Consider the following 20,387-nt stretch of genomic DNA (forward strand, 5'->3'; position numbering starts at 1 on the left):
CGCGCTGCGCTTGCGTTTCAGCGCCGGGGGAAACGCCGCAGCATGCTCTGCCCCAGCGAGGTGATGGCCGTGACGGTCGCCGGCGGCTGCGCGTAGCCGTCCAGTGTGCGCATCGGTCCGGGGATGGTCGCCTTCACGTGGCCGGCCAGGGCCAGCACGCGCACGGCGTCGATGTCGGCACCGCGGGAGACGGCGATCGGCAGCTGCTGCTCTGCCAGGCGATGAAGAAAGCTGATGGTCACGGCGCCGAGTATGCCGTGCCGCCGGCCAGGATTCAGCCCGGATCCGCACGCGGGCGCTCTGTCGGCCCCAGCACGCCCGAAAGACCGGCCGCGGCATCCTTCAGCAGCGTCGACCACTTGCCGCCGTGGGCCAGCAGGCGCGCCGTCGGCGCGGCGATGACCAGGCTCATGCGGATGCGCCCTTCCTGATCGAACACCGGCGCGGCCAGTGCGCCGCCGCCTTCCAGCATCTCGTCGGCCGAGCGCGCGAAGCCGTTGGCGCGCACCTCGGCCAGCTCCGCGCGCAGCGCGCGCTTGCTCGTCAGCGTCCGGTCGGTGAAGCGCGAGAGCCTGACCGACTGCAGGTAGGTCGCAAGCGTTTCATCGCCGGCGAAGGCGAGCAGCACCTTGCCCATCGCCGTGCAGTACAGCGGCCGGCCGATGTTCAGGTCCGGCGTGAAGCGCACCGCCTGCGGGCTCGGCAGCCGGTCGATGTAGATGCCGGAGAGCCGGTCGGGGGCAAACTGCCCGATCAGGACCGTCTCGCGGGTCTGCTGCAAAAGCCCGTGCAGCACCTGCTGCGAGGAATGCGCGAAGCCGTTGGTGGCATCGATCATCGCGGCCAGCCGGTAGCTGCCGACGCCGAGCTGGAAGCCGGCCGGCACGCGCTGTACATAGCGCGCGGCCTCGAGCGCGCGCATCAGATGCAGCAGGCTGGTCTTGGGCAGCGCCAGCGCGGCGCTCAGCGCCGCCAGCGACAGGCCGTCCCTGGACCGGGCCAGCGCCTCCACCACCTGCATGGCGCGCGCGGGTGCGCGAGGCGGTGTCCGGACTTCGACGGCGGCGGTGCCGCGGTCGATGCGATGCACGACGGTGGGTGTTCTCATTTGCGAATGATAGGTTCAAATGAGACTTCCTCCTAGACTTTGCGCCACTTCAAGATCCGAGACACCCGATGAGCGCACTCAACGAAGAGACCGTCCTGAGCGTGAGGCACTGGACCGATCGCCTGTTCACCTTCACCACGACACGCGAGTCTTCGCTGCGCTTTTGCAACGGCCACTTCACCATGATCGGCCTCAGGGTCGGCGACAAGCCGCTGCTGCGCGCCTACAGCATCGCCAGCGCCAACTACGAGGACCACCTCGAGTTCCTGAGCATCAAGGTGCCCGGCGGTCCGCTCACCTCGCGCCTGCAGCATCTGCAGCCGGGCGATCCGGTGATCGTCGGCCGCAAGCCGACCGGCACGCTGGTCACCGGCTATCTGCTGCCGGGCCGGCGGCTCTTCCTGTTCGCCACCGGCACCGGGCTCGCGCCCTTCATGAGCATCGTGCGCGACCCCGACACCTACGAGCGCTACGAGCAGGTGGTGCTGATCCACGGCGTGCGCACGGCCAACGAGCTGGCCTACCACGACCTGCTGGCCGAGCATCTGCCGCGCGACGCGGTGCTGGGCGACCTGGTGGCGGGCCGGCTGCACTACTACCCGACGGTGACGCGCGAGCCCTTCCGCAACACGGGCCGCATCACCACGCTGCTCGAAAGCGGGAAGCTGCTGCAGGATCTGGCACTGCCGCCGCTCGATGCCGCATCCGACCGCATCATGATCTGCGGCAGCCCCGGCATGCTGCGCGACCTGCGGCACATCCTGGAACAGCGCGGCTTCGAGGAAGGCAACACCTCGATCCCCGGCCACTTCGTGGTCGAGCGCGCCTTCGCCGAGCAGTGAGGCGCGAGGAGTCCGCCATGGCCACCCACACCGCGCCCAGCATGTGCCGCAACTGCCTTGCGTATTGCCCGATTCTCGTCACGGTCGAGGACGGCCGCGCGATCAAGGTGACCGGCGATCCGGAGGCACCGGCCTTCGACGGCTATACCTGCCCCAAGGGCCGCGCCCTGCCGGCGCAGCACAACGATCCGCAGCGGCTGCTCCAGTGCCTGAAGCGCGGCGATGGCGATGCCTTCGACGTCGTCGATTCGGCCGCGGCCATGGACCAGGTCGCGGCCACGGTGCGGCGCATCCTGGCCGCCCACGGCCCGCGCTCGATCGCGATGTACAGCGGCACCGGCCCGGTCTCGCATCCGGCCGGCGCGCCGATCGCGCGCGCCTTCTTCCGCGCGATCCAGTCGCGCATGACCTTCTCCGCCGCCAGCATCGACAAGCCGGCCGAATACACCTCGGTCGCGATGCACGGCAACTGGCATGCGGGCCTTCAGACCTTCGAGACCTCCGACACCTGGATGATCGTGGGCGCCAACCCGGTCATCGCCAAGTCGAACGGCGCACCGCTGAACAACCCGGGCGTGCGCCTGAAACAGGCGACCGAGCGCGGCATGAAGATGATCGTGATCGATCCGCGCCGCACCGAGACCGCGAAACGCGCGCACGTGCACCTGCAGCCGCGGCCCGGCCAGGACCCGGTGCTGCTGGCCGGGATCATCCACATCCTCATCGACGAGGGCCTGTACGACGCCGGGTTCGTGCGCGCCAATGCCGAGGGCTTCGAGGCGCTGAAGGCGAGCGTCGCCGGCTGCACGCCGGCCTTCGTCGCGCAGCGCGCGGACGTGCCGCAGGACCGGTTGCTGGAAGCCGCGCGCACCTTCGGCCGCGGCCGGCGCGGCGGCGTGGTGTGTTCGACCGGGCCGAGCTTTTCCACCCACAGCAACCTCAGCTACTACCTCGCGCTGTGCCTCAACACGCTGTGCGGCCGCTGGGCGCGCGAGGGCGAGCCGGCGCCCTTCCCCAACGTGCTGCTGCCGGCCTTCACGCCGCGCGCGCAGCCCTATGCGCCCTACCCGGTGGCGAGCGATCGGCCGATGCGCGTGCATGGCCTCATGGAGAACGCGAGCGGCGTGCCGACCGCCGCGCTGGCCGACGAAATCCTGCTCGACGGCGAAGGCCAGGTGAAGGTGCTGTTCTGCCTCGGCGGCAACCCGGTGCTGTCCTGGCCCGATCAGGCGAAGACGGAAGCCGCGCTGCGCAAGCTGGAACTGCTGGTCGTGTTCGACTACAAGATGACCGCGACCGCGCAGTTCGCGCACTACGTGATCCCGCCGCCGCTGTCGCTCGAAGTGCCGGGCACTTCGCAGAAGGTCGAATCGCTCAAGTACAGCGGCGTCTCGCGCGGCTATGCCATCCCGTGGGCGCAGTACACGCCGGCGGTGGTGCCGGTGCCGCCGGGCTCGGACCTGATCGACGACGGCGCCTTCATCTTCGGCCTGGCGCAGCGAATGGGCCTGCAGCTCGATTGGGTCAATGCGCGCGGCCAGGGCCCGAACACCGAGGGGCCGGCACGCACGATGCCGCTCGACATGTCGCGCACGCCGGACAACGACGAACTGATCGCGCTCGCCTGCACGGATTCGCGCATCGCACTGGAGGAGGTCAAGGCGCATCCGCACGGCCATGTGTACGACATCGACGTGCGCGTGCAGCCGCGCGAGCCCGGCCACACGGCCATGCTGCAGCTCGGCAATCCGATGATGATGGACGAGCTGGCCGCATTGCAGGCCGACGGCGCCGAACCCGCGGCCGACCCGGCGTTGCCCTTTCAGCTCGTGTGCCGGCGCGCCAACAACACCATGAACTCGGTCGGCCAGACGCTGCCCGCGCTCGGCGGCGGCAAGGTGCATGCACCGGCCTGCATGCACTCGCGCGACCTCGCGGCGCTGGGACTGAAGGACGGCGACCTGGTCACGGTGCGCTCGCGCTGCGGCCACATGCTGGCGCGCATCGAAGCGGACGACAACCTGCGCCAGGGCGTGGTCTCGGTGGTGCATGGCTTCGGCGCACCGATCTCCATCGGCACGGCGGACCCCGAGCGCAGCCTCGGCTCGGTCACGCGGCTGCTCGACATGGACGAGCGCGACCCGATCAGCGGCATTCCGCGCATGAGTGCGGTCCCGGTGTCGGTGCAGGCGGCGGCGCACGCCGCGTGAGACCGCAGGAGGGAGCCTCTTCGAGGCCGCTTAATCTCATATGAGAATACTGTGCCCTTTTGAGAACGATACCTAGAATCGTCGTCACGGTGGCGCCCTGGCCATCGACAGGAAAGATCCTCATGCACAAGCTCAGCCGCGTTCTCGCGGGCGCGATGGCGGCACTGGCACTGGCCGGTGGCGCCTGCGCCCAGACCGCATGGCCTTCACGGCCGATCCGCATCGTTGTTCCCTTCGGCGCCGGCTCGGGCCTCGACGTCATGGCCCGCGGCTTCGCGCAGCGGCTCGGCGAGCAGACGAAGGTGGCCGTCGTCGTCGAGAACAAGGAAGGCGCGGGCGGCACGATCGGCGCCGTCGCCGCGATGCGCGCGCCGGCCGACGGCTACACGCTCCTGTTCACCGCCAACGGCCCCTTCGCCGTTGCGCCCTACATGCAGGAAGCCGCGACCTACGACCCGGCCAGCGACTTCACGCCGATCGCCAAGGTGGCGCTCATTCCGATGGTGCTGATCACCGGCCGGAACAGCCGCTTCCAGCGCTTCGAGGATGTGGTGACCGAGGCCAGGGCCCATCCGGGCAAGCTCGACTACGCCTCGTCGGGCGTCGGCACGCCGAGCAACATGAACGTGGAGGTCATCAAGCGCAAGCTGGGCCTGGACATCGTCGCCGTGCCGTACAAGAGCACCGGCCAGGCGATGACGGACCTGATCAGCGGGCAGACCGCGCTCTACATGCCGTCCTTTCCCGCGGCCCTGACGCAGCTGAAGGCGGGCCAGGCGAGAGGCCTGGCGATCGGCTCGGCCAGGCGCTCCAGGCTGATGCCCGACATCCCGACCGTGGCCGAAGTGGTCAAGGAGCCGGGCCTGGAAGCCAGCGTCTGGTACGGCTTCCTCGCACCGAAGGACCTGCCGCCCGAACTCGCCGAGCGCATCCATGCCGAGATCGCCAAGGCTGCCGCGTCACCGCAGATCGTGGCCTTGACGGCGACGCTCGGCGCCGAGCCCGTGCTCGTCGGGCCGCGCGAGTTCCGGGAGCAGGTGCGCCATGACGCCGAGGAATCGCGCAAGCTGCTGCAGGCGCTCGGCGTGAAGCGCGAGCGATAGACCGCAACCTCCAAGACAACCAGGAAGACCGATGGAACTCAAGGTGACGACCTATGGCGTCGATGACGACGGCGTGGCCACGGTGCGCTTCAACCGCCCGGGCCGCGGCAACTCATGGACCTCGCGCATGAACCAGGAATACCGCTGGATCATGAGCGAGGCCGACCGCGATCCGGCCGTGAAGGTGGTGCTGCTGACCGGCGCGGGCAGGCAGTTCTGCGTCGGCGCCGACTTCAAGGCGCTCGACTACTACGCCGAGGGCGACAAGGACTACGTGGCCACCGTGCGGCCCGATCAGTACGCGCAGCCGGGCCACGGCGTGCGCCAGGAATACGACCACGAACTGGTCTGGCACTGGGGCCTGAAGAAGCCCGTCATCGCGGCGATCAACGGCGCCTGCGCCGGCATCGCCGTGGCCATCGCCGGCTTCTGCGATCTGCGCTACGGCGTCGCCGGCGCCAAGCTCACGACGGCCGCCGCGCGCCTGGGCCTGCCGGCCGAATACGGCCTGGCCTGGCTGCTGCCGCGGCTCATGGGCGTGACGCATGCGGCCGACGTGCTGATCACGGGCCGCATCTTCAGCGCCGAGGAAGCGAAGGACATGGGCTTCCTCAACGCGGTGTTCGCGCCCGACGAATTCGAGGGCCGCGTCGCCGAAATCGCACGTTCCATCGCGCGCACCGTCTCGCCGCAAGCGGCGCTGACGACCAAGCGCCAGCTCTATGCGGAACTGATGGAACTCGATGTCGGCGCCTGCGTCGAGGACTCCAAGCGCCTGATCGCCGAGCTGATGCGCGGCGACGACTACAAGGAAGGCGTCGCCGCACTGCAGGAACGACGTCCTGCACGCTTCAAGGGCCTGCAATGAGCGCCGCCCGGCCGCCCGAAGGCGCTCGCACCGCAGCCCGCAGGGCGGAGGTTATCTTGTGAGCGCTGTCCTCGACGGCATCCGGGTGCTCGACCTGACGCAGATGGTCGCAGGGCCGCTGTGCACCATGCTGCTGGGCGATCTCGGCGCGGAAGTGATCAAGGTCGAGCCGCCCACCGGCGACACCAGCCGCGACATCGGCGTCAACCGGCCGGGCGGCGAGAGCGACTATTTCCTGAGCCTGAACCGCAACAAGCGCAGCATCGTGCTCGACCTCAAGACGGCCAACGGCATCGCCATGCTCAAGGCGCTGGCGTTGCAGTGCGACATCGTGGTGGAGAACTTCCGGCCCGGCACGCTGGACAAGCTCGGCATCGGCTACGAGACATTGCGCGAAGGCAATCCCGGCCTGATCTACTGCGCCCTGTCCGGCTTCGGGCAGGACGGCCCGTACCGCGACAGGCCGGCGCTCGACCCGGTCATCCAGGCCATGTCGGGACTCATGCAGCTCAACGGCACGGCATCCAGCGGGCCGCTGAAGACCGGCGTTCTCATCTCGGATTTCGTGCCGCCGCTGTTCGGGACCATCGGCATTCTCTCCGCGCTGTACACGCGCAAGACCAGCGGCGAAGGGCAGCGCGTCGATGTCTCGATGCTCGACGCGACCGTGTTCTCGATGGTGCCGCGCGAAGGCTACTACTTCTCCACCGGCAGGACGCCCGAGCGGCTGGGCAATGCCCACTACCAGATCGCGCCGTGGAACACCTACGAGACGAGCGACCATCGCCATGTCATGGTGGTCGCCCACACGGCCAAGTACTGGAAGGCGCTGCTGGCCGCGACAGGCCGCGATGCCTTGAGCGATGACCCGCGCTTCCGGACCAATGCAGACCGGTTGCAGAACCGCGCGCTGCTCGATGCCGAACTCGCGGCCGCCTTCGCCACCGGCACGCTGGCCGCGTGGACCGAACGCCTCGGCGCATCGGACGCGCTGTTCTCGCCGGTGCGCGATTTCGAGGAGGTCTTCGCCGACCCGGCGGTGCGCGATGCGATGGTGCAGACCGTCACCCATCCCACCGCGGGCGAGGTGCCGATCCTGCGCAATCCCATTCGCCTGTCGGCCAACCCCAGCACCATCCGCCGCGCGCCGCCGCTGCTCGGACAGCACACCGACGAAGTGCTGCGCGAACTCGACCTGCCGCGCGTCTGACGTTGCCTCGCCGCAGCGCGCGCGATTGACTTCCTTCAATGGGTCACCCATAATTCGGCCATGGCGTCGCGCATGGATCGTCGCCCTCGATGGAGACCCTCAAGTGAAAAAATCCGTTCAACTGTTCGTCGCCGCGGCTGCCGCGGCCTTCGCCCTGTGCGCCGGCGCCCAGGACGCCTACCCGACCAAGCGCATCCAGCTGGTGGTGCCCTTCGCCTCGGGCAACGGCATCGACCAGCTGGCCCGCGAGTACGCGGAAGTGCTGCGCACCGAGCTGAAGCAGCCGGTCGTGGTGGAGAACCGCGAAGGCGCGGGCGGCATCATCGGCGGCACGGTCGTCATGCGGGCCGCGCCGGACGGCTACACCGCCATGGTCGCCGCGCATCCGCCTTTCGCCATCGCGACGCTGCTGCAGAAGACGCCGGCCTTCGACGCCTCGTCCAGCTTCGAGCCGGTGGCGCGGGTCGGCGCGGTGCCGCTGGTGGCGGTCACCGCCAGCTCGATGCCGTTCAAGACCTGGCAGGAGATGGCGGCCTACTTCCGCGCCCATCCGGACAAGGCCAACTACGCCGCGTCCGGCGTCGGCTCGCCGGGCCAGCTCTTCACGCAGCTGATCAAGGCGAAGACCGGCCTGCCGCTGCAGGAGATCTCGTACAAGAGCACCGCGCAGGCCCTGACCGACGTGCTGGCCGGGCAGGTGCAGGTGAGCCTGGTCTCCGTCCCCGCCGCGGCGGAACACATCAGGACCGGCGCGCTGCGGCTGCTGGCCGTTGGTTCCAGCAAGCGGCTGGCGGCCTATCCCGACACGCCGACGATCGCCGAGCTGATCGGCCAGCCCGGCTTCGAGGCCAGCGTGTGGTACGGCTTCCTGATGCCGGCCGGCACGCCGGCTGCGCGCGTCAACAAGTTCTACGACGAGATCGCGAAGGCCAGCGCCGCGCCGCGCATCGTGGAGTTCATGGCGCGCGCCTCCATCGTGCCCGGCCTGCAGAACCCGCAGCAGTTCGCCAAGTCGATCCACGACGACGTGGAGACAGCCAGGAAGATGATTCAGGTCGCCAAGCTGCGCCCCGAATAACCCGCTCGCCCGAAAGAAGCCTTGCCGATGCGCCGCGAAGTCCGTCTCTCCGAATCCTTCTGGGCCGCCGATGCTTCGCAGCAGGTCTGGGAGCTCAGCCTCGGCGGCCTGCTGCGCCAGCTCGCGCGCGAGGTGCCCGAGCGCACGGCGCTGGTCGAAGGCACACCCGAGCCGGCCGCGCGCCGCCGCTGGACCTACCGGCAGCTGCTCGATTCCGCCGAGACGGTGGCACGCGCGCTGCTGCGCCGGTTCGAGCCGGGCGAGCGCGTCGCGGTCTGGTCCGCGAATTCGGCCGAATGGGTGCTGCTGCAGCACGGCGCGGCGATGGCCGGCCTGGTGCTCGTCACCATCAACCCGGCCTACCTGGCATCGGAACTCCGGCATGTGCTCGCGACCTCGCGCGCGGCCGGCATCTTCCACAGCGGCCGCTACCGCGGCAACGACATGGGCGCCATGCTGGCCGGCCTGCGCGCGGAACTGCCCGAGCTGCGCGAGGTGTTCTGCTTCTCCGAGTGGCCCGCGTTCGTGGCGAGCAGCGATCCGGCGATCGAACTGCCCGTGGTGGATCCCGCCTCGATGATCCAGATCCAGTTCACCTCCGGCACCACCGGCAAGCCCAAGGGCGCCTGCCTGCACCACCGGGGCGTGGTGAACGCTTCGCGCTTCGGCGCCATGCGCGTGGGTTTTCCGGAAGGCGGCGTGTGGGTGAGCGCGATGCCGCTGTTCCACGTCGGCGGCTGCGCGGGCAGCGAGCTCGGCGCCTTCTCGCAACGCGGCACCTTCGTCATGCAGCCCGCCTTCGATGCCGCGGTGATGCTGGCACTGATCGAGAGCGAGCGCGGCAACCACGTGCATGCCGTGCCGACGATGCTGGTCGCGCTGCTCGACCATCCCGAGCGGCCGAAGCGCGACCTGCGATCGCTCGGGACCTTCATGAGCGGCGGCTCGACGGTGCCGGCGAACCTGGTGCGCCACGTCTGCGAGACCTTCGATGCGAAGCTCACCATCACCTTCGGCCAGACCGAACTCAACGGCGTGATCTGCCAGACCTTTCCCGACGATCCGCCGCAGCAGCAGGCGAGCACCATCGGCCAGCCGGCGCCGTGCATGGAGGTGAAGATCGCCGACCCCGCCACCGGCCGGGTGCTGCCGCTCGACACGCAGGGCGAGATCTGGGCGCGCGGCTACCAGACCATGCTCGGCTACTTCGACATGCCGGAAGGCGCCGACGGCGCGCTCACCGCCGATGGCTGGCTGAAGACCGGCGACCAGGCGACGATGGATGCCGAGGGCTACCTGCGCATCACCGGCCGCCTCAAGGACGCGATCATCCGCGGCGGCGAGAACATCTATCCGCGTGAAATCGAAGAGGTGCTCTGCGCCCATCCCGCCATCTCGCAGGCCAGCGTGATCGGCCTGCCCGACGAGAAATGGGGCGAGGTGGTGGCCGCCGTGCTGAGGCTGCAGCCCGACGCGTCGCCGGTGCCGGCGACCGAGGAACTGCATGCGTGGTGCCGCGCGCGCCTGGCTGCCTACAAGACGCCGGTGCGCTGGTTCTATGTCGATGCGTTTCCGCTCACGGCCTCGGGCAAGATCCAGAAGTTCGCGCTGCGCGACATGATCGGCGATGCGCGCCTGGTGGCCGAGCCCTTCGTGAAGCCGGAGACCGGCCGCGCGCCGCGGCCCCGCGCGGATCAGCCCGCGATCTGAGCCAGGTAGATCTTCTGCAGCCGCAACAGGTGGTTGCGCATCTTCTGCGCCGCCGCGTCGGCTTCGCGCGCGCGCAGATGGCCCAGCAGCTGCCGGCGCAGCGGCATCACCGAGCGGTTCGAGGTCGGACCCACCTCGTTGACGAACTTCGCCGTGATCGCCGTCACCGCATCGGTCAGCGTGATGAGCAGCGGATTGCGCGTCATCCGCGCGAGCATGCGATGGAACTCGAGGTTGATGGCGGTGCGCCGCGCGAAGTCGTTCTCTTTCGCGGCCTGCTCGGCCAGCACGACGTTCCGCTCGATCGCATCCACCTCCTCCGGCGTGCAGCGCTGGCACGCGAGCCGCACCACCTCGACGCCGATCAACAGGCGCACTTCGGTCAGATGCTCCGGCTGGATGGTGCCGAGCGAATAGAGATCGGAGATCCCCGCGAGCACCGCGTCGCCGCCGCCATCGCGGATGAAGGCGCCGCCGGCCGCGCCCTTCTTCATCTCCAGCAGGCCGCTGTCGACGAGCGAACGCAGGGCCTGGCGGACCGAGTTGCGGCTGACGCTAAACTGCTCCGACAGATCGCGCTCGGAAGGCAGCCGGTCGCCGGCCTTCAGCCGATGGCTGGCGAGCAAGGCGCGTATCTGGGCCTGGATCTCATCGGCGGGCCGGGTGCCCATCACCGGCTTGAATCGCAGCGCCGCCCGGGTCCGGGACTGTTGTGTCTGTGGCATTCGTAGCGTTTCGTCCAATGTTGCTCTCCCTATGCTAACCACTGCCGTCGCACACGCATGAAAGAAGATCGCACCGCCACGGCATCGCCGGCGGAATCCGCCGCAGCGCCGCGCATCGGCCCGGGCAGCGCGCGCTCGGTGCTGCTCACCCTGCTCGGCGAATTCGTGCACCCGTCGCACGCGCCCACCTGGACCTCGACGCTGCTGTACGCCTTCGCCGGGGTCGGCATCGCGGAGAAGGCGGCGCGCCAGGCGATCGCGCGCGCTGCCGCGGCCGGATGGATCGAGAACGACCGCGACGGCCGCCGCGCGGCCTGGCGGATGACCGAGCGCGCCACGCAGCTGATCAGCGAAGGCTCGCAGCGCGTGCGCTCGATCCGCACTGCCACGGCCGCCTGGAAAGGCGAATGGGTCGTGCTGCACATCACCTTGCCGGAATCGCGGCGAGCGGATCGCCTGCGCCTGTACCGGGCGCTGAGCTGGCTCGGCTTCGGCAGCCCCAGACCGGGCCTGTGGATCGGCCCGCACGCGGATCGCGCCGAGGCGGCGCGCGCGGCGGTGGAAGAACTCGACCTTGCCGGCAACACGGTTGCCTTCAACGCGCAGTCGCTCGGCTTCGGCGTTGCCGAGCGCGAGCTGGTCGCGCAGGCCTGGGACCTCGACGCGCTCTCGCTGCACTACGAGGTGCTGGTGCAGCATTTCCGGGAGCTGCGGCCGCGCGACGAGGAGGACGTCTTCTTCGCCCACATCGAACTCGTGAACGCGCTGCAGCGCCTGCCGTCGATCGACCCGGGACTTCCGGCCGCCCTGCTGCCGGCCGACTGGCAAGGCACGCGCGCCGGAGAGCGGCTGGACGAACTGCGCGCGAAGTGGCGCGCTGCCGCGCATGCGCACTGGCGCAAGGTGCAGGGCCAGAGCGGCTAGTCACCCGCCCACTGCCTGGGCAGATCGCGCTTGAAGATCTTGCCCGTGGCATTGGTGGGCAGCGCCTCGCTGCGCAGCCACCAGCGCGAGGGCACTTCGAATTTTCCGAGATGCGCCGCCGCATGGCGGCGCAGGTCTTCCACATTCGCGGATGCGCCTTCGCGCAGCACGACGACCGCCGCGACCTCCTCGCCCAGGTCCGCATGCGGCAGCCCGACCACGGCGACCTCGACGACATCGGGGTGCGTCTGCAGGCCATGCTCCACGTGCGCGCAGGCGATGTTCTCGCCGCCGCGGATGACGATGTCCTTCGATCGGCCGACCACATAGAGATGGCCGTCCTCGACGCGGCCGAGGTCGCCGGTCTTGACCCAGCCATCGGCGTCGGCGATCGGCACCGGGTCGCCCCAGTAGCCGAGGGTGACCGTGGGCGTGCGCGCGAAGATCTCGCCCGCGCCGCTCGCATCGGCATCGGCGATGCGCAGCTCCACCACCGGCAAGGGCTTGCCGACGCAGCCGGGCCGGCCTTTCACGTCGTCGCCCGAACCGGCCGCGAGCACGCCGCCGGCCTCGGTCAGGCCGTAGAGGCTGCCCACGCTTTTCTTCGTCGCCGGGAAGGCCCGCTGCACTTTCTCGCGCAGTTCGACCGAGATCGCAGCGCCGCCCATCGGGATCGAGCGCAGGCTCGAGGTGTCGAACTCGGCGAAGCGCTCGTGTTCGACGACGCGCGACACCATGGTCGGAATGCTGCCCCAGACGCGCACCTTCTCGCGCTGGATCAAATTCAGGATTGCCAGCGGATCGAAGCGCCCCTCGAGGAACACCAGCGAACCGCCCGACAGCAAGGTCGAGAGGCTGATCTGGATGCCGGCCAGGTGGAACAGCGGCACGGTCAGCAGGCTGACGGTGCCCGGCTTGTCCATCGGCAGTTCGTTGGGCAGGCGGCCGGTGAGCGCCAGCAGGTTCTGGATGTTCGCGATCACGCCGCGGTGGGACATCATCACGCCCTTGGCAACGCCGGTGGTGCCGGAGCTGAACATGATGATGGCGAGATCGTCTTCCGAAAGTCGCGTCGGCGGCAGCGCAGCCACGGACTCGGATGCATCGATCACCGAGCGCAGTGCGCGCAGATCCATTGGACGGAAGGATGGGTCCAGCGCGCGCGCGCCCTCGCGATCGGTCAGCACCGCAACCGGATCGACGGTCGCGAGCGCCTCGCGCGTTTCGTCATCGCCCCACCAGGCGTTCGCCAGCACCGTCACCGCGCCGAGCGACTGCAAGGCCCAGAAGGCCACCAGCCATTCGAGCGAGTTGTAGGCCAGCAGCACCACGCGATCGCCCTGCGCGATGCCGCGCGCGCGCAATGCCGAGGCCACGCGCTGCACCGCCGCTTCGAATGCCAAAAAGTCGAGCCTGCGTTCGCCTTCGATGACGAAAGGCCGATGGCCCCAGCGGCGCGCATCGCGCAGCAATTCGGGGATCGAGCGCGGCCGGTGTGCGTAGGCGCGGCAGGGGTGACCGGCTACCGTGACGGTTTCGACCGTGCGCCCCCAGCGCTGCGATGCATCGGGCGTGTCGATATCGGCAGGCGCGGCCACGGGCGGTGAAGCTTGCTGCAGCGTGCTCATTGCGCACCGCCCATCCGGCCCGCGAGGCCGTCGATCTCGGCGGCGCCGTAGCCGAGTTCTTCCAGCACGGCGCGGGTGTGTTCGCCGGACTCCGGCGGCGGCGGCACCTGTCCGCGGTGAATGCCGTCGAAGCGCAGCGGCGCATCGACCGACCGGGCCTCGCCCACCTGCACCCAGGCGCCGATGGCCTCGGCCTGCGTATCGTCCATGACCTCGGCCGGCGTCTGGATCGGCGCCCACCAGACTTCGTGTTCGTCGAACTTCGCGCGCCAGTAGGCCAGCGGCTGCGCATTGAAGGCCTCGTCGAACAACGCAATCAGTTCGCGGCTGTTCGTGCCGATGCCGCGCGCATCGCGAAAGCGCTCGTCGTCCACGAGCTCGCCGCGGCCGATGGCGCGCAGCACCGGCCCGAGATGGCGCCGCGCCTCGACGCCGACGAGGAAGAACCAGTGGTCGTCCGAGCTGCGGTAGGAGTTGTACATCGGTGTCCGCGATTCGTCGCGCGGGCGCGGCGGCTTGGGCTTGCCGCCGAGCGCCTGCTGTCCGAGTTCGCCGGCCAGGGCCCACATGCCGGTGCGCATGAGCGAGGCTTCGACGAAGCGGCCGTGGCCGGTCTGCCCGCGCTCCATCAGCGCGGCCATCACGCCCGATGCGGCGGCCAGTGCCGTGAACGCATCGCCGATGCCCTGCAGCAGCGCGGCCGGCGGCGTGCCGGCGGTGGTGATCTCGTGCGCGATGCCGGTGCGGCCGTAGAAGGCGGCGATGTCGTAGCCCGGCCGGTCCTGGTCGGGGCCGCCCCAGCCATAGGCGCTGACCGTGCAATAGACCAGGCGCGGATAGCGCTCGCGCACCGCGTCGGCGCCGAGGCCCAGGCGCTGGAGCGCATCGGGACGCAGGTTGGTGAGCAGCACGTCGGCGCCTTCGAGCAGACGGTCCAGCACTTCGCGGCCGGCTTCGGTCTTGACCTCGAGTTCGATCGAGCGCTTGCCCCGGTTGGCCGCGATGAAGGCACCGTTGGGCGTGCCGCTGCGCGCGCCCATCGAGGCAAAGATGGTGCGCATCGGTTCGCCGCCGGGCGGCTCGACCTTGATGACGTCGGCGCCCCAGTCCGCGAGCAGGCCGCCGGCCAGCGGTCCGGCCATCCAGTGCGCGAGTTCGACGATCCGCACGCCGCGCAGGGGTCGGGCCTCGCCGCGATCGGACGGGGCGGGGGCGGAAGGAGCGGTCGATGTGTTCATGTTTGTCATGCTACATAACATTGACGATACAGTCAATATGTGTATCATATCGACAGCCCGCCGCACCCAACCTGGAGCATCGAATGCAAGACGCCGTCATCACCGAGAAGCAGGGTTCCGTCGCCCGCCTCATCCTCAACCGGCCCGACAAGCACAACGCGCTGCGCTTCGCGGATCTCGACCTGCTCGTCGCCGCCTTGCACGAGGCGGAGGAAGACGACGACGTCAAGGTCATCGTCCTCAAGGGCAACGGCCCCTCGTTCTGCGCGGGCCACGACTACAACGACGCCATCCGTTCCTATGGCCTCGAAGACGACGGCAGCGGCGCGAAGCCGCGCCGTCCGAGCCAGCGCTCGCGGCTGTTGCGCGACCGCAGGCTGGGCATGAACTACATGGCCTTCCAGAATTCGCTCAAACCGGTGATCGCACAGGTGCACGGGCATTGCACGGGCGTGGGCATGTACCTGGTGGAACTGGTCGATCTGGCCATCGCCGCCGACGACGCCACGTTCAGCCATGCCGAACAGCGCCTCGGCCTGGCGGGCAACACCTGGCACCTGAACAGCCAGATCCTGATGTACGGCGCCAAGAAGGCGCGCGAGCTGATGCTGCTGGGTGACGCGTTCGACGGGCGCGAAGCCGAACGCGTGGGGCTGGTGAACCGCGCCGTCGCGCCCGGCGAGCTCGAATCGACCGTCGAGGCGTGGGCGCAGAAGATCAGCAAGCACGCGCGCGACGCGCTCGTCACCGGCAAGGCCATGCACCAGATGGCACTCGACAGCCTGGGCGGCAGCCAGCAGTTCGCCCGCGGCTATGTGGGACACACGCTCGGCACCAACCTGCGCTTCGAGAGCGACGAGTTCAACTTCCTGCGCGAACGCCGGCAGGAGGGAACCACCACCACCTTCAAGAACCGCGACAAGCGCTTCGCCGACTGACCTTCCGCCGGGAGCAAGCACCATGGATCTGCACGTCACTGAACTGCGCATCGAGAACCACGTCGGCATCGTGCGTCTCGCCCGTCCGGATCGCGGCAACTCGTGGACGAATCGCATGAATGCCGAGTACCGATGGTTGATGCAATCGCTCGAGGACAACCCGGACGTGCGCGTCATCGTGGTCACGGGCGCCGGCCGGCAGTTCTGCGTCGGCGCGGACTTCAAGGCGCTAGACCACCATCGGGAATCGGACAAGGACTATGTGGAGAGTTCGCGGCACGAGGACATGGCGCGGCCCGGCCATGGCGTGCGCCCGGAGTTCGATCACGAACTGGTCTGGCACTGGGGCCTGTCGAAGCCCGTGATCGCGGCGGTCAATGGCGCCTGCGCCGGCATCGCGCTGGCGCTGACGGCCTTCTGCGACCTGCGCTATGCGGCCGCGGGCGCGAAGTTCACGAGCTCCACGCCGCGCCTCGGACTGCCGTCCGAATACGGACTCTCGTGGGTGCTGCCGCGCATCGTCGGCCTCACGCGCGCGGCCGAAGTGCTGCTGACCGGGCGCGTCTTCGTGGCCGAGGAGATGCTGGCGATGGGCTTCCTCAACGCGGTGTTTCCCGCCGAGGCCTTCGAGGCGCGCGTGCTGGCTGTCGCGACGGAGATGGCCCATGGCGTCTCACCCATCGCAGTGAAGGCCGCCAAGCGGCAGCTCTACGCCGAGCAGTTGGACCATGACCCCGGGCACGCGGTGGAGAACGCGAAGGCCCTTACCGGCAAATTCCTGAAGCACCCCGATTTCAGGGAGGGCGTGGCTGCGGCACAGGAAAAGCGGGCGCCCTTCTTCGCGGCGCTGTCCGACCTCGGGCCTTGAGCCGAGGCCGAGCGGAGCGCGGCAAGCGCTGCTCGGTGCTGGCGCATCGGCTCGCTGCTTTCCCCATTGACTGGATCCGAATCTTTGTAGATCATTCATTGGGTGACCCAAATTTCGGAACTTGGATCATCCATTTCTCAACCTACCTGCGAACAGAGGTGACTGCCGTGTCCATCGTGCTGAGAACAATCCTCGTGGCCCTTGCCGGCACTCTGCTGTCCGCACAGGCGAACAGCCAGGCAGAAAACTTTCCCTCGCGCAACCTGCGCATGCTCGTGCCCTATAGCGCCGGCAGCGGCGTGGATCTGCTCGCGCGCAGCTTCGCCCATGGCATGGAAGGCCCGCTGAAGCGTCCGGTGGTGGTGGAGAACCGCGAAGGAGCGACCGGCATCATCGGCACGCAGGCTGCTGCACGCGCGCCGGCGGACGGCTACACGCTCATGGCCAATGCCAATCCGCCGTTCATGGTCGCGCCGCTGAGCCAGAAGCCGCCGCCCTACGACGTGCTGACGGCCTTCGCTCCCGTGGCGCGGGTGGGCAGCGTTCCGCTCGTCATGATCATCGCGGCGGATTCGCCGGTGAAGAGCTTCGTGCAGCTGCGCGAATACATCAAGGCCCACCCTGACAAGGCGACCTACGCCTCGACGGGGAATGGATCGCCCGGACAGCTGTACACGGAAACCGTGAAGTCCGCGACCGGACTCCGATTGACCGAGGTGCCATACAAGTCGTCGACCCAGGCCCTCACGGACGTGATTGGCGGCCAGATCCTGACCAGCCTCGTGTCGCTTCCCGCGGCCGATCAACTGATCCAGCACGGACTCCTGCGTGTTCTGGCGGTCGGATCCCGAGAGCGGCTCAAGCGCTTTCCCGATGCGCCCACCCTGACCGAAGTCCTCGGCTCGCCTCAGGAAGCGAGCGTGTGGTATGGATTCCTCGTGCCCGCCGGCGTCGCCCCCGAGAAGATCGCCGCTCTCTATGCCACCGTGGCCAAGGTGTTCGACACGGAAGAAGCCCAGAAGAGCATGCAGACGCTGGGCATCATCCCCGAGCTGCAATCGCCGGCGCAATTCACGGCCTCTCTGCGCCAGAACGCCGAAGCCGCGCGCAGGATGCTCTCCCTCGTGGAACAGAGCAAGTCCTCTCCCTGACCCGCAGCGGGTTGCCCCCATGGACGTCGCCTCATGATTCAAGCCTCCGATACCGAGTTCCATCCGCGTGACCCTGCCGACCGGATCTGGACCGAAACCACCTACCTCGCATTCAACGTTCCCGAGGCGGCGCTGCACGGCACATGCTATGTGCTCGCGCGCCCGAACCTGGGGGTGGCGATGTCGTCCGTCGTCGTCGCGCGTGGCATGCGCCGCCGGCCGCACGAGGTGGACTTCTGCGATCCGCAGATCCATCTCCCCTGCCCGTCGTCCTATGCGAGCTTCTCGTTGGCCAACGGGTTGGCGGTGGAGGCCAGATCGCTGACCGACTGGCACTTCCGCTACGAGCACAAGCTCGGCGCCTGCAGCTTCGACCTGCATCTGCAAGGGCTGCACCATCCCTTCGATCCGACCGACCCACGGGAGAATCCGATGGTCGAACAGCAGGCCGCGCATGCCGCGGACCCGCGCATCGGCGATGCATGGTCGCACGGCCATTTCGATCTCAAGGGCCGCATCACCGGCACCCTGACGCTGCGCGGGCGCCAGTATCAAGTCGATTGCTACGAAGGCATGGACCGCAGCTGGGGCCCGCGCAACGAGACACCGAACCGCGCCACCTCGTACATCTCCGTGAACTGCGGCGACGCCATGGCCATGTGGCTGACCATGACCCTCGACGTGACTCCCTCCGGCCATGTGCGCTACGAGCGGCTGAACTCCGGATTTCTCGTCGAACACGGCGTCGTGACGCCCATCGTGGCGGCGCAGGTCGAAGCCACGACGGTCGACATGCTCGCGATCAGCGACCGCATCGTCGTCACGGACGCGCGCGGGCGCACCCATGAGTTCTTCGGCGCGACGATCGGCACCCGACCGATGGGATCGCTCAACCCTTCGATCGCCGCTTTCGTGTCGCTGATGCGCTACCAATACGGCAAGCTCATCGGCCATGGCGGTCACGGCAAGCTCTTCGGTCTGAGCTATCTGGCGGAACGACTGGCAGGGGTCGACGCATGATCACCACAAATCACGGTGCAGCGACCGCTGCGAGCCTGGATATCCGCGACGACCCCAGCGAAGCGTTCATCGCCGACATGCGCCAGCGCTTCCCGACCGAGCCCGAGACCGACACGCTGTTGACGCGCAAGATGCGGCGGCGCAGTGGCCCTCCGTATCAGCAGGTCAGCCTGGCGCAGATGACGAAGTGGCTTCACGCCATGCTCTCGGATCGGATCCAGGGCAGCTTCACGGTGCGCGATCCGAAATGGCTGACGGGTGGCGCCTCCAAGGTGCAGGTCTCGTTCATGCTGGATTGGGAGGCCCCGGGACGAGGCGCCTGCAGCGACCATCTCGTCATCCGGATGGATCCCTCCGAAGCCTCCAACACCACCAGCCGTGTGCGCGAAGCGGAGTTGCTGGACGCGTTCCAGGACCGGTTGGCCGTGCCGAAGGTGTTCTGGATCGATCGCGAGGCACAGTGGTTTCCGGAACCGGCCATCATCTACACCTTCGTCTCCGGCGTGGCGAAGCCCAGGAGCACGAGCGCCGGCCAGGTCGTGGGCCTCGGAACCAACTTCGGCCCGCGCCTGCGCGAGTTGCTCGCGCCGCAGTTCCTGCGCGACCTGGCGATCATCCACACCGCCGACCTGGGCAGCATGCATTTCGAAAGCATGGAACAGCCATCGGTCGGTTCCGAGGAAGCAGCCCGCTGGCAGTTGAACCGCGCACGGCGCGTCTGGGAAGAAGACCGCGGGGAGGACTATCCCCTGATGGACGTCGCGGCCAACTGGCTCGAACGCAACCTGCCGGTGCTCGACCGCACGAGCGTCGTGCACGGCGACTTTCGCAGCGGCAACTTCCTGTTCGACGAGGCGCGCGGCAACATCACGGCATGGCTGGACTGGGAGCGAGGCCATCTCGGAGATCGCCACCGCGATCTCGCGTGGATGACGCAGCGCGAAAAGGGCCACCTCGCGGAAGACGGCAAGACCTACCTGGTCTGCGGCCTGATTCCACTGGAGGCGTTCTATGAACGCTACGAGAAGGCGTCCGGCCTCAGCGTGGATCCACGGCGCCTGCGCTGGTACCGGGTGCTCAACTGCTTCCAGGTGATCACGACCACCATGGCCACCATGTACCGGGTCGCAAAGCTGGGCAAATCCCACCAGGACATCCTGCTCGCGCGCCTGAAGGCCATCGCGCCGATCGGCGCCCATGAGCTTTGCGAACTGCTGGAAGGAAACCTCTGATGGATCACACCCATGTCGGCTTGCGCGCGGCCGTGCGGGCGCTCGCCGATGTCGTCGCACCCGCTGTCGATCCAACGCACGCCCAGGCGCGCGACCAGCTGCGGCTCACGATCGACTATCTCGAGTTCGTGCTTCAACGGCTGGATCACTTGCATGAGCGGGAGCTGTTCGAATTGCGTCATCACATGGACTTGGCCAGGCAGGTGCTGGCGGTCACCTCTGCGTGCGCCGTGCCATGCTCCGCGGCGCTCGGCACTGCACTGGAACGCGGCGAGAAGACCTTGGCGGAAGGCAACGCGCCGCCGCCGACACTTCGCAACGCCACGGTTGCCCTGGCCGCGGCCGTGGCGCAAGCAGTGCGGGCAGCGCCGCAAATGGCTGCGTCGGCGCGCCAGGACATCGAAGCCCGCGTGCTCCACGCGAGCAAGACGCGCATCGCGTTCGAACGCGCCTGGTACCTGCCGCTCGGCCTGGACGCGGATTCTCACGAGGTCTTGCCGCTTTCCGAGACTCTCGGATAGAGTCGTTCGAATT

General features: G+C 68.5%; 19 protein-coding genes. 14 read left to right on the forward strand and 5 right to left on the reverse strand.

Annotated elements, in window-relative coordinates:
- Positions 1-17 precede the first annotated feature (17 nt).
- Positions 18-242: a hypothetical protein gene (locus E5P2_RS15295; RefSeq protein WP_162567985.1), complete on the reverse strand. Its 225-nt coding sequence runs from the start codon at positions 240-242 to the stop codon at positions 18-20.
- 32 nt (positions 243-274) lie between these two features.
- On the reverse strand, positions 275-1,108 hold the full coding sequence (locus tag E5P2_RS15300) for an IclR family transcriptional regulator (protein WP_162567986.1): 834 nt from the start codon (positions 1,106-1,108) through the stop codon (positions 275-277).
- Between the two features lie 68 nt (positions 1,109-1,176).
- Between E5P2_RS15300 and E5P2_RS15305 the strand changes: the two genes are divergently transcribed.
- The 7 genes from E5P2_RS15305 (at position 1,177) to E5P2_RS15335 (ending at position 10,129) form a co-directional block, all read left to right on the forward strand.
- The gene (locus tag E5P2_RS15305; protein WP_162567987.1) at positions 1,177-1,950 is read left to right on the forward strand and encodes a ferredoxin--NADP reductase; all 774 of its coding nucleotides are present in this window, start codon (positions 1,177-1,179) and stop codon (positions 1,948-1,950) included.
- 17 nt (positions 1,951-1,967) lie between these two features.
- Positions 1,968-4,160 (forward strand): molybdopterin-containing oxidoreductase family protein, encoded by a 2,193-nt coding sequence (locus E5P2_RS15310; RefSeq protein WP_162567988.1) that lies wholly within the window; start codon positions 1,968-1,970, stop codon positions 4,158-4,160.
- Between the two features lie 122 nt (positions 4,161-4,282).
- The gene (locus tag E5P2_RS15315) at positions 4,283-5,263 is read left to right on the forward strand and encodes a Bug family tripartite tricarboxylate transporter substrate binding protein (protein WP_162567989.1); all 981 of its coding nucleotides are present in this window, start codon (positions 4,283-4,285) and stop codon (positions 5,261-5,263) included.
- Between the two features lie 31 nt (positions 5,264-5,294).
- Positions 5,295-6,131: an enoyl-CoA hydratase-related protein gene (locus E5P2_RS15320; RefSeq protein WP_162567990.1), complete on the forward strand. Its 837-nt coding sequence runs from the start codon at positions 5,295-5,297 to the stop codon at positions 6,129-6,131.
- Between the two features lie 58 nt (positions 6,132-6,189).
- Complete coding sequence (locus tag E5P2_RS15325) at positions 6,190-7,341, forward strand: CaiB/BaiF CoA transferase family protein (protein ID WP_162567991.1); 1,152 nt, start codon at positions 6,190-6,192, stop codon at positions 7,339-7,341.
- A gap of 103 nt (positions 7,342-7,444) precedes the next feature.
- Complete coding sequence (locus E5P2_RS15330) at positions 7,445-8,419, forward strand: Bug family tripartite tricarboxylate transporter substrate binding protein (protein ID WP_162567992.1); 975 nt, start codon at positions 7,445-7,447, stop codon at positions 8,417-8,419.
- 27 nt (positions 8,420-8,446) lie between these two features.
- Positions 8,447-10,129 (forward strand): AMP-binding protein, encoded by a 1,683-nt coding sequence (locus E5P2_RS15335; RefSeq protein WP_162567993.1) that lies wholly within the window; start codon positions 8,447-8,449, stop codon positions 10,127-10,129.
- Here the strand turns inward: E5P2_RS15335 and E5P2_RS15340 are convergent.
- Positions 10,114-10,854: a FadR/GntR family transcriptional regulator gene (locus E5P2_RS15340; RefSeq protein WP_162567994.1), complete on the reverse strand. Its 741-nt coding sequence runs from the start codon at positions 10,852-10,854 to the stop codon at positions 10,114-10,116. The genes E5P2_RS15335 and E5P2_RS15340 overlap by 16 nt on opposite strands.
- A gap of 57 nt (positions 10,855-10,911) precedes the next feature.
- Here E5P2_RS15340 and E5P2_RS15345 point away from each other — a divergent pair, with 57 nt between their 5' ends.
- Positions 10,912-11,778, forward strand: coding sequence for a PaaX family transcriptional regulator (locus tag E5P2_RS15345; RefSeq protein WP_162567995.1), 867 nt, complete (start codon positions 10,912-10,914; stop codon positions 11,776-11,778).
- On the opposite strand, the gene E5P2_RS15350 is transcribed toward E5P2_RS15345, so the two are convergent.
- Positions 11,775-13,406 (reverse strand): class I adenylate-forming enzyme family protein, encoded by a 1,632-nt coding sequence (locus E5P2_RS15350; protein WP_162567996.1) that lies wholly within the window; start codon positions 13,404-13,406, stop codon positions 11,775-11,777. The genes E5P2_RS15345 and E5P2_RS15350 overlap by 4 nt on opposite strands.
- Positions 13,403-14,644 (reverse strand): CaiB/BaiF CoA transferase family protein, encoded by a 1,242-nt coding sequence (locus E5P2_RS15355; protein ID WP_162567997.1) that lies wholly within the window; start codon positions 14,642-14,644, stop codon positions 13,403-13,405. The genes E5P2_RS15350 and E5P2_RS15355 overlap by 4 nt, the downstream gene beginning before the upstream one ends.
- Before the next feature lie 83 nt (positions 14,645-14,727).
- Here E5P2_RS15355 and E5P2_RS15360 point away from each other — a divergent pair, with 83 nt between their 5' ends.
- From E5P2_RS15360 to E5P2_RS15385, 6 genes are read left to right on the forward strand one after another with little or no spacing between them, the layout of a single operon-like run.
- Positions 14,728-15,582 carry an enoyl-CoA hydratase/isomerase family protein gene (locus E5P2_RS15360; protein ID WP_162567998.1) on the forward strand — a complete coding sequence of 285 codons (855 nt, stop codon included), beginning with the start codon at positions 14,728-14,730 and terminating at the stop codon, positions 15,580-15,582.
- Between the two features lie 22 nt (positions 15,583-15,604).
- Positions 15,605-16,450 carry an enoyl-CoA hydratase-related protein gene (locus E5P2_RS15365; protein ID WP_162567999.1) on the forward strand — a complete coding sequence of 282 codons (846 nt, stop codon included), beginning with the start codon at positions 15,605-15,607 and terminating at the stop codon, positions 16,448-16,450.
- 35 nt (positions 16,451-16,485) lie between these two features.
- Positions 16,486-17,601, forward strand: coding sequence for a Bug family tripartite tricarboxylate transporter substrate binding protein (locus E5P2_RS15370; RefSeq protein WP_162568000.1), 1,116 nt, complete (start codon positions 16,486-16,488; stop codon positions 17,599-17,601).
- Positions 17,602-17,634: 33 nt separating this feature from the next.
- Positions 17,635-18,621, forward strand: a complete 987-nt coding sequence (locus E5P2_RS15375) for a DUF7065 domain-containing protein (RefSeq protein WP_162568001.1) — start codon at positions 17,635-17,637, stop codon at positions 18,619-18,621.
- A complete protein-coding gene (locus E5P2_RS15380) occupies positions 18,618-19,853 on the forward strand; it encodes a phosphotransferase family protein (protein ID WP_162568002.1) in 1,236 nt (411 codons plus the stop codon). Before E5P2_RS15375 ends, E5P2_RS15380 begins: the two co-directional genes overlap by 4 nt.
- Positions 19,853-20,374, forward strand: coding sequence for a hypothetical protein (locus E5P2_RS15385; protein ID WP_162568003.1), 522 nt, complete (start codon positions 19,853-19,855; stop codon positions 20,372-20,374). Before E5P2_RS15380 ends, E5P2_RS15385 begins: the two co-directional genes overlap by 1 nt.
- Positions 20,375-20,387: the final 13 nt, after the last annotated feature.

The sequence above is a fragment of the Variovorax sp. SRS16 genome (assembly GCF_901827165.1).
Taxonomy (GTDB): Bacteria; Pseudomonadota; Gammaproteobacteria; order Burkholderiales; family Burkholderiaceae_C; genus Variovorax.

Coding starts and splice junctions, on each gene's coding strand:
- E5P2_RS15300 (WP_162567986.1), bottom strand. CDS start 1,108: ATGAGAACACCCACCGTCGTGCATCGCATCGACCGCGGCACCGCCGCC.
- E5P2_RS15305 (WP_162567987.1), top strand. CDS start 1,177: ATGAGCGCACTCAACGAAGAGACCGTCCTGAGCGTGAGGCACTGGACC.
- E5P2_RS15310 (WP_162567988.1), top strand. CDS start 1,968: ATGGCCACCCACACCGCGCCCAGCATGTGCCGCAACTGCCTTGCGTAT.
- E5P2_RS15315 (WP_162567989.1), top strand. CDS start 4,283: ATGCACAAGCTCAGCCGCGTTCTCGCGGGCGCGATGGCGGCACTGGCA.
- E5P2_RS15320 (WP_162567990.1), top strand. CDS start 5,295: ATGGAACTCAAGGTGACGACCTATGGCGTCGATGACGACGGCGTGGCC.
- E5P2_RS15335 (WP_162567993.1), top strand. CDS start 8,447: ATGCGCCGCGAAGTCCGTCTCTCCGAATCCTTCTGGGCCGCCGATGCT.
- E5P2_RS15340 (WP_162567994.1), bottom strand. CDS start 10,854: ATGCCACAGACACAACAGTCCCGGACCCGGGCGGCGCTGCGATTCAAG.
- E5P2_RS15345 (WP_162567995.1), top strand. CDS start 10,912: ATGAAAGAAGATCGCACCGCCACGGCATCGCCGGCGGAATCCGCCGCA.
- E5P2_RS15350 (WP_162567996.1), bottom strand. CDS start 13,406: ATGAGCACGCTGCAGCAAGCTTCACCGCCCGTGGCCGCGCCTGCCGAT.
- E5P2_RS15355 (WP_162567997.1), bottom strand. CDS start 14,644: ATGAACACATCGACCGCTCCTTCCGCCCCCGCCCCGTCCGATCGCGGC.
- E5P2_RS15360 (WP_162567998.1), top strand. CDS start 14,728: ATGCAAGACGCCGTCATCACCGAGAAGCAGGGTTCCGTCGCCCGCCTC.
- E5P2_RS15365 (WP_162567999.1), top strand. CDS start 15,605: ATGGATCTGCACGTCACTGAACTGCGCATCGAGAACCACGTCGGCATC.
- E5P2_RS15375 (WP_162568001.1), top strand. CDS start 17,635: ATGATTCAAGCCTCCGATACCGAGTTCCATCCGCGTGACCCTGCCGAC.
- E5P2_RS15380 (WP_162568002.1), top strand. CDS start 18,618: ATGATCACCACAAATCACGGTGCAGCGACCGCTGCGAGCCTGGATATC.
- E5P2_RS15385 (WP_162568003.1), top strand. CDS start 19,853: ATGGATCACACCCATGTCGGCTTGCGCGCGGCCGTGCGGGCGCTCGCC.